The sequence below is a fragment of the Alkaliphilus transvaalensis ATCC 700919 genome (assembly GCF_000621485.1).
GTDB lineage: Bacteria > Bacillota > Clostridia > Peptostreptococcales > Natronincolaceae > Alkaliphilus > Alkaliphilus transvaalensis.
Map to the genome: position 1 here is coordinate 1 of NZ_JHYF01000028.1, position 10,005 is coordinate 10,005.

Genomic DNA, 10,005 nt, shown 5'->3' on the forward strand with positions numbered 1-10,005 from the left:
AAACATAAATTAGAAGCAGCGGGAATGACGCAAAGTATGTCACGTGTAGGAAAGTGTATTGACAATGGGCCAATGGAAGGTTTTTTTGGAACTCTAAAATGTGAAAAGTATTATCTCAATAAATACAATACCTTCAAGGATCTAAATGAGGCAATAGATGAATACATTCATTTCTATAATCATAAGAGATTACAAAAGAAATTAAGCGACCTTAGCCCGATGGAATTTCGAGCTATGGCCGCTTAAATTAGTTTTTATTATTTCCAATGTCTACTTGACAGGGTGCAGTTCACTATTAGTTTTGAGGTGCTATTTTGATTTTTTGATTATCAATATCTTTAATAATTCCTACAAGCTTTTCTCGAAAAAGTTTCTCATCTGTCCTTAATAAACTTATAAGCATACTTTCTTTTTGTTCTTGATAGACTTTAGTAATAAATCTCTCAACTAATGTCTGGCGTGTAATTCCTTCTCCATGATATGATATTTTATCAATATCTAAAAGTCTACCAATTCTAAAAACTTCATACTCCGAATAGTAATTAGGAAGTTCATCGATCAGTAATTGTTTCATTTTATTAGATTTCAACATCGCATCCAAAAAGCTTCCCCCCATCTCCCGAATTATCTAAAGTTAACCTTACATATTCTTTAAATTGCTTTTCAACGCTACTTGATATGTCCAATGTTGTAATAATATACTGAAACACTCTTCCATTTTCAATATATTTATTCTCTAACATTATTAAATAATCAAATATGTTTTTATACATTTCAATCTGCATATCATTGTGCTTAGGCGAATCATGTATTAAGAATTTTGGATAATAATTACCAACTTCGTTGTTTTCCAAAGCAAGTTCTAGCAAAGCAATATCAAATGCAATTATTGCTAAGTTCCTCATCGCTGCACCATTATCAATTATACCTTCTGGCTTAATAACTAAGGGATTATAATTCGAGACATTAATACTGCCATATCTACTTTTGTTGGTTATATAGCTAATAATATTACTATATATATTATTCAACTCTGAGGTTCTATTTTGTACTGTTTCACTTAAAGAAATTTTCTTACTTTTAATTTGGATATTTTTATTATCTACTTTCTCTTTTAACTCCCCCACATATTCTAAGCCATCTTCGATGGCGATACTACCCTTTCATGATATTAAAAGTATCAAAATTCAGATGGTGAAATAAATTGTTGCCATTTCGGATTATACCTTCACAAAAGTGGGTGTGGAACATCTAGTATTAGGGCTACTAACAAACTTGTTTGCGTGTAGCCCTTATGCTAGACTTGCCCACTGTATAATAGAATAGATTGAAGTTAATTTCATCCCCTTACATTTACCATTACAATATAACCTCCTATTAAATCCCAATTAATCCAACTCTCCTTCACAAGGAAGGGCAAACCGTGTTTGCCCCCTATATGGACATACGATCCGATTTTAATTGTTATCCCATTACATTTACCCTTACATATTTGAGCCTCCTCCAATACACGTTTTACTGTGCGTTCTCGGAGGGAGGATACCCTTATATAAGTCTCATTATTGTGGAGTATTAATTTTTAGTAAGGGTCAAATACAACCCACATAGAACCTATCATCCAATCGTGAGATAATACACCAAAGATATTAATCGGAGGTGTTTCTTTTTTATGAAGTTAAATAAAAACAGAGAAATTTGGATTAATCGTGTAGAGGAGTATAACTCTAGTAATCTTACTCAGAAGGCATGGTGTGAGAATAACGGTGTTAATGTCAGTGCTCTTAGGTATTGGATCAGAAATCTTAGTGAAGAATCAAGTATTGAATCTGCCACTACTCCCTCTTCAGGATTCGAATTTGCAAGTGTGTCAATTACCCAGGATTCTTCTCCAACAGTAACTCTTGAAATTCAGGATGTAAAGTTATCCATAGCCATTGATTACGATGAAGTGCTCCTTCTTAAACTGATTAAGACTCTCAAAAAGCTATGATAAAACAAATTTCGATTGAAAAGGTCCATTTGTCATTGGGGGCAACCGATCTAAGAAAGTCCGTAGATGGTCTTGCTCTGATAGTAGAACATGTCCTCAAGATGGACCCCTTTTCAACTCATTTGTTTGCATTTTGCAATAAGAGGCAAAATCTCATTAAAATTTTGGTTTGGGATTACAACGGATTTTGGATACACTACAAAAGACTTGAAAGCGGTTCTTTCAAATGGCCACAGAAAGGAAGCGGAGCTTCAGTCTCCATCAGCGAAAGACAGTTTCGGTGGCTTCTTGATGGATTGAGTATTGAGCAGGAAGGTGCCCACAAGCCAGCCCTAGAGCGGGCTTTGATTTGAAAAGATATTAGTATTTCAAGTAATATAAAGCTTTTTTTGAAGTTTGAAGCATGATATAATAGTACTATGGAAAATACAACTGAAACCAAAGAATTACAACTGAATAATGTCTCAATAGATAATCTAAAAAATGAGAATGCAAAACTTCAACATGAGCTGGAAATAGCAAATACGAAAATTAAATGGTACGAGGAGCAGCTTAAGCTAAATGCAGTGAAGAAATATGGCAAATCCAGTGATAATATAGATGAAGGGCAGATGTCATTTTTTAATGAAGCAGAAATTACTGCAAGGCCTCAAATAGAAGAGCCTACAATTGAGAAGATCACATATGAAAGAAAAAAGAAAAGAGGAATTAATAAATCTTCTTTTGATGATCTTCCTGTTGAGAGGATAGAATACCATATTCCAGAAGAGGAACAAGCCTGTGAGAAATGCAACTCTAAAATGCATGAGATGTCTGTTGAAGTGAGGAAGGAGCTTAAAATCATACCTGCAAAAGTATGTATTGTTGAGCATGTGAGAAAAGTATATGCATGTAGAGCCTGCCAGGAATCTGGTGAAAGCACCCCTATTATTACAGCTCCAATGCCGGAGCCTGTAATTTCAGGGAGTTTTGCTTCGCCCAGTTTGATTGCTTATTTGATGTATTAAAAGTACTCAGCAGCCCTTCCCTTAGATAGACAAGAGCGGATATTTAGAGACTTTGGAATAGAACTTTCAAAACAGAATATGTCTAATTGGATTATAAAAGCCTCAGAGCTATGGCTTGAGCCATTCTTCGAGAGATTAAAGGCTGAGCTTCTGAAGGAAACCTTTATTCAGGCGGACGAAAGTCCTCTGAGGGTTTTAACAAAGGATGGCCAACCTACAAATAGCAAATCCTACATGTGGCTTTACAAGAGCGGAGCCTCCGGCAGAAAAATCGCCTTATATGAATACCAGCCATCAAGGAACGGCAAACACCCTAAGAATTTTCTTGAAGGTTTTAGCGGTTTTCTGCAGACAGATGACTATGCTGGTTATAACTCTGTAGAGAATATAATCAGGGTAGGCTGTTTTGCTCATGCAAGGCGCTATTATACAGATGCCCTGAAAATACTTCCGAAGGAAGCGGTAGTAGAATCGACCCACGCTTTCGCGGCCCTTGAGTATTTCAAGAAAATGTTCTATCTTGAATCAAAGTGGAAGGAATTATCTTCTAAGGAACGGCAGAATATGAGGAATATTAAACTGAAGCCTATACTAGAGGCTTATTTGTCATGGCTTCAAGAAGTTCAGCCTAGAGTTGTAAAGAAAAGTAAGCTGGGGCAAGCAATTAGCTATAGTCTGTCCAACTGGGAACTTTTAAGTAATGTCCTAAAGGATGGACAGTGCGAACTGAGCAATAACGGAGCTGAAAGACAGATCAAGCCATTTGTAATCGGTCGCAAAAACTATCTTTTCTGTAAATCTCCTCATGGGGCAAGGGCTAGTGCTATAATATATAGCATCGTAGAGACATCCAAAATGAATGGTTTAAATCCCTTTTATTATTTGAAGTATATATTTGAAGAACTTCCAAATACAAAGCTTACTAACCCAGGAGCACTGGATCATCTTCTCCCTTGGTCAGAAACTTTACCGGAAGAATGCAGAACACCACTTAAATCTCAGAAATAATAAAAGTCCTATTTACGAGAATTATCTCATAGATAGGACTTTCTTCATATGTGGGCTGTATTTGACGGATACGAATTATCTCATAGATAGGACTTTCTTCATATGTGGGCTGTATTTGACGGATACGTTAAGGTTGCGTCTAGCATTGTTCTAGTTTATAAATGAATATATCTAAGTCTTTTGTTTTCAAATTAACTAAACCTACCTCGCCGACCTATTAATTCTATTATTTCCTCAAATCTATTTTTCACTTTTGTTAGTGCTAATGTTTTTGTTATACTTCCATTAGCCAAAACTTCGATATTTAGTTCATTCATAAACATGGTTAAATTCTGAATATCCTGTTCAAAAAACTCATCCAAATTACTAAAACTATATATTAAGTTTATAGCATCTAAGAAGCGATATATTTCTTTTGTTTTTGCACTTTTCAATACCACCATTAAGGATTCTAAATTGATTGTACTAAAAAATTTATATTCATGGATCGCTTTACTTTTATTTTCAGCACAGTATTCATAGAAATTGTTTGCCCATGTCTCAGTATCTTTTAGACAATAGCTAATTTGGTCTTTTACAAGCTTATTTTTTTTGTTATTCAGAACATCTAATATAGGTTTCATTATTTCGTTGTATGAGTTCACAAATTCACGACTATCGCTTAAAAGCTCAAATTTATTAGTTTCAACTTCTCCAGAAAACTCTTCTGCTATTACTATCATCTCTTTTAAATAATCATCTATACTAATACTCTGAAACCCGTGATTCTTAATTTGTAACAACATAATGACAATGTTTTTAAAAAAATCTATTGTATATCTTTTTTCACGTAAGTCACTTAGTAAACCCTCTAAAGCAATTACTACTTCCTCATCTTCTAGATCCCACCATTGGCTTAGTTTATTAAGGTATAACGAATTTTGATTTCTTACCATTTTATCCATGTCTATTTGCTCTTTAATAATTGCATCAATAACACTTCTAATTTCAAATTTTTCTATACTTCTGTATAACAGATAATCATCAACAAATTTATAGGCTTTTATTGAATCACCTAAACCCCATAGAGAGCCTTTCTTAAGATAAATTGCACCATATTTTGCATCCTTTCCCCATGAGTATGGTTTGTTTCCTTTCTTAATCCAAATGGATAAAGTAATACAATACTTTAATATTAAATCAAACTGTTTATTTAAGTATTTACTGTCTACAATATCTTCTTTTAGTATGATATGCATTTTCTCAAAACTCATAATTGCAAAAATCAGTGTTCTTAAATTGTAGTATTTTTCCTCTTCAAATAACCTAATTATTAAATCTTTATTATTACTAATATATTCTCTGGTAGGGATGTTCTGCACACTGCTATTAACAACTTCATCAAAAATAATTGTAAGATCTGATCTATAATGTATTGTTATTCCGATAAGTTTTTCCTTAATTTTTTCATATAATATATCATTAGAAAATAAAATCTCAGTATACTTCTGAAGTTCGTCAACTGAAAGGATTTTACTGTCTTCTTTATTTGATTTGGTAGATTGTTTTAGTAAGTTAAGATTTTGATTTAAAACCACATTATATTTTTGAGGAAGTTCTTTAACTAAAGATAGCTTTCCAATTTCAGACTGATTTGCAACTAAAATAACTTTAATGTCATTATGCTCTACTAAATTGTTTAAAAACCCAAATAATTCATTGATACTTATATTACATCTTTCAATATCATCAAACACTATTACAGCATTTTTTAGTTTATTAAAATCAGATAATTTGGGCAGTTCACTTGCATCAACGTTAACAGCTTTTAATGATGCATTAACTAGCTTTGTTATAAAGTTTATACCTTTCCCTATTTTTTCACTATCAACATCAACTTTCGAATTAATATAACTCGCCATAAAATTAATATAAAGCTCATCTAGGATTTCCTTAAATGACTCTACTCCATAAAGTGATATATAAATTACTCTCCTTTTATTCGTAGATTCCTCACAGAAGATTTTTTCGAGTTTAGGTATTAACTTATTTTTAATAAAGTATGTCTTTCCGCAGCCCCAATCACCATCAAGAAGTATTGCTTGATTAAAACTACTATCTATAAAACTTTCCTTAACTACCTGTATAATCTCTTCATCTGATAGAAACATATTTATACAACCCCTTTCCACATAATAACTAAATAAACTTTTCCACTCGCTTACTTAGAATACTGATCTATATTGAAGTTATATTCATTTCTACCCCAACCCACCTACTCCCCAAGCAGATACCCCTTCCCGTATTATGGGCAAAACAAAAGGATCATCACCTGACAATACAGAGATTGATCCTGTAGAAGATAAAATGAATATTTTAATGCCTTATTCTCCTGTACACTACATTAATGCTAGCCTTCTGTAAAACAACATCTTAACTGTCTATTTATTGATTTTATTCTTCTGCATATTGAGAAGGTCGCTATACACTTGAATAGAAGCCTCTTGAAATACTTTGATTATTTCATCCTGCTCACTAAAGGAAAGTGGTGTAGCGTATTCAACCCCATTATCATCATCTAAGTATGTTTTGTCTATGTTTACTCTAACATCAGTACCCTTAAAATTAATATCAATAATCACACTCTTAGCTTCTTTTTTATGACTATACTTATACTTCATTGCGGTTATAAGAAAATCTTCTTTTAAACACGTTTGAACAAACTCATTATTTCTTAGGCTATCACCTTTTAATATAGCACTACTTATACCTGTAAGTGCTTGAGAATTGGTACTTTCATCATATTCCAAAACCTCGGCATCGTCCATTAAAGATTCATTCTTTATGACAGATATACCTGTTATAGTAACAAGTTTCCAGTCAGCAAATTTATGTTTTGCTAATTTATCGAAAAATTCAATTTTGTTTTTACTTAGTAGTGCATCTAGTGTAATATGACTTATATTAAAAAGATCTGGACTATTACTAGAAGGTCTCTTTATCATATGTATAAAATTTAGAAATTCTTTAGAATCAGATGAGTCAGTTTGTCTTACATCAACTTTTAATTTATTTGAGTTATTCATATTATTAATAGTAACATTTAGAGTTCGTTTGTTTCTACTAATAAATTTAACCTTACCACTAACATGTTTTTCATAACAGAATTTTACAACAGTATTCCCCTCTTCATCTTTTACTACATCCTCTAGACCATACTTACCATTACCCAAAGCTCTATATCTGTTTATTTCATCAACTAACTCCTCATGAAAGTCATCTAACTTCTGGGTCCTATCTAGTGACTCAATCAAAAACACGGTAGATTTTTGATAATTTTTTTCTGTTTGTACCAATTCCTGTAAAGAAGACATATCTGTACTTCCTAAAAACAATGTATAAGCAGCTTCAGCTAAATCAGCAGCGTTAGTATTGAGTAATAAGATACCATGTTGTTTATAAAAAGCTTTAACTCTTGTTGGGCGAATTTGTTGTTCTTCTATAACTCTTTTTAAATCTGTGTTTACAGTAAATTCTGTAATCAAATAAATCACCTATCCTTTTATATGATAATCTATTGGAGTTATATGACGGTTATTCATCATCTCTACTTTAACTCTACTTTCATCAATTAGATAACTGCCATCTTCTCTCTTAAGTGATTTTATAAAATTCTTTTTTGTATATTCAATGTCATCCCCATTTTTAGGATAAAAACAGAACACATATTCATCTGCTCCTTTTTCAAACTGAAAAAACTTAAAAATGTCACATAAATATTTAAATGCATAAGATTTACATTCATCAAAACTAAAGATTATATTTTGTTTCCGCACAGACTGTGGCTTAAGTGTATATTTGGGATTTACTTCTTCAACAAGATACTCTCTAGTTGCAAATATAAATTTTGAAAATAAATGATTAACTGTTAAAAATTTCCCTTGCTCATATACTGATTTATTAATACTGGGATACACAAAGTCTATTCCTTCGTATTGGGTTTTTACCATATTTAATAGAGCATTCCATCTATCTATCCGATCATTACCAGCAATATATATATTTATAGGATTTCTTCTATTTGGTATCTCAATGGCAGAGACATAATCATAGAACTGTTTTTCATTAAAATTGCCATCATTACAATGTATAAGTAAAATACCAGCATTTGGAACAAACGGTTGGGAGGCTAGCCCATTTAGACTATTATCGTTTTGAGAGCAATCGATAGTATTAACTAATTCTTTAACCCAAGCCTCAATACTTGATCTACTAATCCCCTGCCAAGTTCGATTTTTACACTCTGTAATAATTCTATTATTAATATTTCTATATGGATCTTTGCATAAATGCATTAAATCAATCCCATGTGTATTTTTACTATTACCCTTAATATTCTTGTGTTGAGACTTTTGGCAAATTATCTCCTGATCTCTTGCTAACTCAGTCCATCCAAATCCTGAGAATAAATTCTCCCCAAATCCTTCGAGCTTTTCCCCTATAGTTTTTGAACTTTCACCTGGCATATTATTTACCTCCTACTTCCGATACAAATATCTTTTATATTTCTTAGTATTTCATTTGATAATAATTCCTTTGATTTATAAATCACTACAGAACCGCTTGAATACATTGTTATAGTAGCAGCATCTCCACTTATCTCGGTTAGTAGAGTAAATGTTAATTGACATATATCATTTTTATATTCTTCTAGGATATCAAAAGGTCTAGCATAGTTAGATAAATTAATTATATAGCTTGCAACAAGGTTTTCCTGTATTAATATATTGTCAACCTTTACCTTGCTAAACATCACTTTGTAACTTGACAGTTTGTCTATAGCTTTTGATAAAGAAATATTAATACTGTCAATAACTATTTCATTATCTAGACATAAACCTAACGATAAAATTATTTTTTGTGCATTAATTTTATTACCCCAAATATCTAAAATTTTATTCTTTAAATCAATTGAAAATGGAACAGCCATATTTCGCTTTATTTCTATGTTCTGAACTTCATTTTTTTCAGTATTATATATTAATTCCTTTGAAACATAATATATTATATAAAGCCCATCGATAATATCCTCTGTCTGTTCTATTAACATAAACTTATCATCATCTTGATATTGGTCTGTATAAAAAATTTTTTCAACAATCTCATTAGCAGTCATTTTTCGTAAAGGATAAAAACTACTTAAAAAAAGACTTTGTGTAGCCATATTACCACCCCTATACATTGACTTCACTTCCCTATATTTTATCAACCTTTATATTTAATGTCAAGTTAACCGATGCATCGTTTGAAAATAATTAATTTTGATATTGTGTACATTTGTTATAGAATCAATTTTTTTACACGATGTTTTATTTCACTCATCTCAAACTAATAATAAACATCTATCTGAAGCATTAAACCAGAGTTTCCCCTTACCTTAATGTTTGTTTCAACCGTTATGCCTTTTCCATCTAAGTTTGATAATTGTTGATACACATCCATATCTAATTAAATTCTCATAATCTCTACCATCATTAATTTACTTTCTCCTTTTCATACTTATCTCCCCCACCCCCTCTGGAAAATTTTGAATATATTATTCTTATTTATTATAATCCAAACATATGTTCTGGTCAATAAAATATAATTGGTTAATATAAACTCAAAAGTTAAATGAAAAACTAAATTCTATATTGCAGCAGTAAATTCTATATAACTAGAATTTAAATATGCATACCAATTCCTGTATAATTAAAGAGCAGTTGATTGCCTGCCTGTGCAGGAATGAGGTTAATATGAATAAGAAACCAAGAGGCAATCAAAAACACTTAACATTATCACAGCGAATCGAAATTGAGAAAAGTCTTTTAGCTGGTGATTCTTTTGCCGCTATTGCCAGAAAGATAGGTAAAGATCCGAGCACTATTTCGAAAGATATAAGAAGACATTCTAAAATCGCTGAACGCAAAAACATGGATTTTGCACCAATACCATGTAGTAATCGTAGAGAATGTAAGCTTA

Annotated in this window: 11 protein-coding genes and 1 pseudogene; 6 read left to right on the forward strand and 6 right to left on the reverse strand. The window is 31.8% G+C overall.

Going from position 1 to position 10,005, the window contains the following annotated elements; translation table 11 throughout:
• On the forward strand, positions 1-246 hold a 246-nt coding region (locus T335_RS0115090), incomplete at its 5' end, for an IS3 family transposase (RefSeq protein WP_026478283.1).
• A 49-nt stretch (positions 247-295) separates the two neighbouring features.
• Here T335_RS0115090 and T335_RS0115095 read toward each other — a convergent pair.
• Complete coding sequence (locus T335_RS0115095) at positions 296-601, reverse strand: hypothetical protein (RefSeq protein ID WP_026478284.1); 306 nt, start codon at positions 599-601, stop codon at positions 296-298.
• Positions 579-1,127, reverse strand: coding sequence for a DUF2326 domain-containing protein (locus T335_RS0115100; RefSeq protein WP_026478285.1), 549 nt, complete (start codon positions 1,125-1,127; stop codon positions 579-581). The genes T335_RS0115095 and T335_RS0115100 overlap by 23 nt, the downstream gene beginning before the upstream one ends.
• Positions 1,128-1,669: 542 nt before the next feature.
• Between T335_RS0115100 and tnpA the strand changes: the two genes are divergently transcribed.
• From tnpA to tnpC, 4 genes and pseudogenes are all read left to right on the forward strand, one after another.
• Entirely contained in the window at positions 1,670-1,990 is a 321-nt protein-coding gene (gene tnpA, locus T335_RS20950) for an IS66 family insertion sequence element accessory protein TnpA (RefSeq protein ID WP_034328700.1), read from the forward strand.
• Positions 1,987-2,343 (forward strand): IS66 family insertion sequence element accessory protein TnpB, encoded by a 357-nt coding sequence (gene tnpB / locus T335_RS23030; protein WP_026478286.1) that lies wholly within the window; start codon positions 1,987-1,989, stop codon positions 2,341-2,343. Before tnpA ends, tnpB begins: the two co-directional genes overlap by 4 nt.
• 66 nt (positions 2,344-2,409) lie before the next feature.
• Complete coding sequence (locus T335_RS22340) at positions 2,410-2,997, forward strand: IS66 family transposase zinc-finger binding domain-containing protein (protein ID WP_156943698.1); 588 nt, start codon at positions 2,410-2,412, stop codon at positions 2,995-2,997.
• A gap of 12 nt (positions 2,998-3,009) precedes the next feature.
• Positions 3,010-4,005 (forward strand): annotated as a pseudogene (gene tnpC, locus T335_RS22345) (IS66 family transposase); the annotation flags it as partial.
• A gap of 191 nt (positions 4,006-4,196) precedes the next feature.
• On the opposite strand, the gene T335_RS0115125 reads toward tnpC, so the two are convergent.
• The 4 genes from T335_RS0115125 to T335_RS0115140 all read right to left on the reverse strand — a co-directional run bounded on the left by T335_RS0115125 (position 4,197) and on the right by T335_RS0115140 (position 9,208).
• Positions 4,197-6,155 carry a P-loop NTPase fold protein gene (locus T335_RS0115125; protein ID WP_026478287.1) on the reverse strand — a complete coding sequence of 653 codons (1,959 nt, stop codon included), beginning with the start codon at positions 6,153-6,155 and terminating at the stop codon, positions 4,197-4,199.
• A gap of 270 nt (positions 6,156-6,425) precedes the next feature.
• Positions 6,426-7,529: a hypothetical protein gene (locus tag T335_RS0115130; RefSeq protein ID WP_026478288.1), complete on the reverse strand. Its 1,104-nt coding sequence runs from the start codon at positions 7,527-7,529 to the stop codon at positions 6,426-6,428.
• A gap of 9 nt (positions 7,530-7,538) precedes the next feature.
• Complete coding sequence (locus tag T335_RS0115135) at positions 7,539-8,510, reverse strand: hypothetical protein (RefSeq protein ID WP_026478289.1); 972 nt, start codon at positions 8,508-8,510, stop codon at positions 7,539-7,541.
• 5 nt (positions 8,511-8,515) lie between these two features.
• Positions 8,516-9,208 (reverse strand): hypothetical protein, encoded by a 693-nt coding sequence (locus T335_RS0115140; RefSeq protein WP_156943700.1) that lies wholly within the window; start codon positions 9,206-9,208, stop codon positions 8,516-8,518.
• Between the two features lie 571 nt (positions 9,209-9,779).
• Here T335_RS0115140 and T335_RS0115150 point away from each other — a divergent pair.
• Positions 9,780-10,005: helix-turn-helix domain-containing protein (locus tag T335_RS0115150; RefSeq protein ID WP_026478256.1), on the forward strand; the 226-nt coding region annotated here is incomplete at its 3' end.

Excerpts from the sequence above, each read along its gene's own strand:
- tnpA (WP_034328700.1), top strand. The coding sequence starts at position 1,670 with ATGAAGTTAAATAAAAACAGAGAAATTTGGATTAATCGTGTAGAGGAG.
- tnpB (WP_026478286.1), top strand. The coding sequence starts at position 1,987 with ATGATAAAACAAATTTCGATTGAAAAGGTCCATTTGTCATTGGGGGCA.
- T335_RS0115125 (WP_026478287.1), bottom strand. The coding sequence starts at position 6,155 with ATGTTTCTATCAGATGAAGAGATTATACAGGTAGTTAAGGAAAGTTTT.
- T335_RS0115135 (WP_026478289.1), bottom strand. The coding sequence starts at position 8,510 with ATGCCAGGTGAAAGTTCAAAAACTATAGGGGAAAAGCTCGAAGGATTT.
- T335_RS0115140 (WP_156943700.1), bottom strand. The coding sequence starts at position 9,208 with ATGGCTACACAAAGTCTTTTTTTAAGTAGTTTTTATCCTTTACGAAAA.
- T335_RS22340 (WP_156943698.1), top strand. The coding sequence starts at position 2,410 with ATGGAAAATACAACTGAAACCAAAGAATTACAACTGAATAATGTCTCA.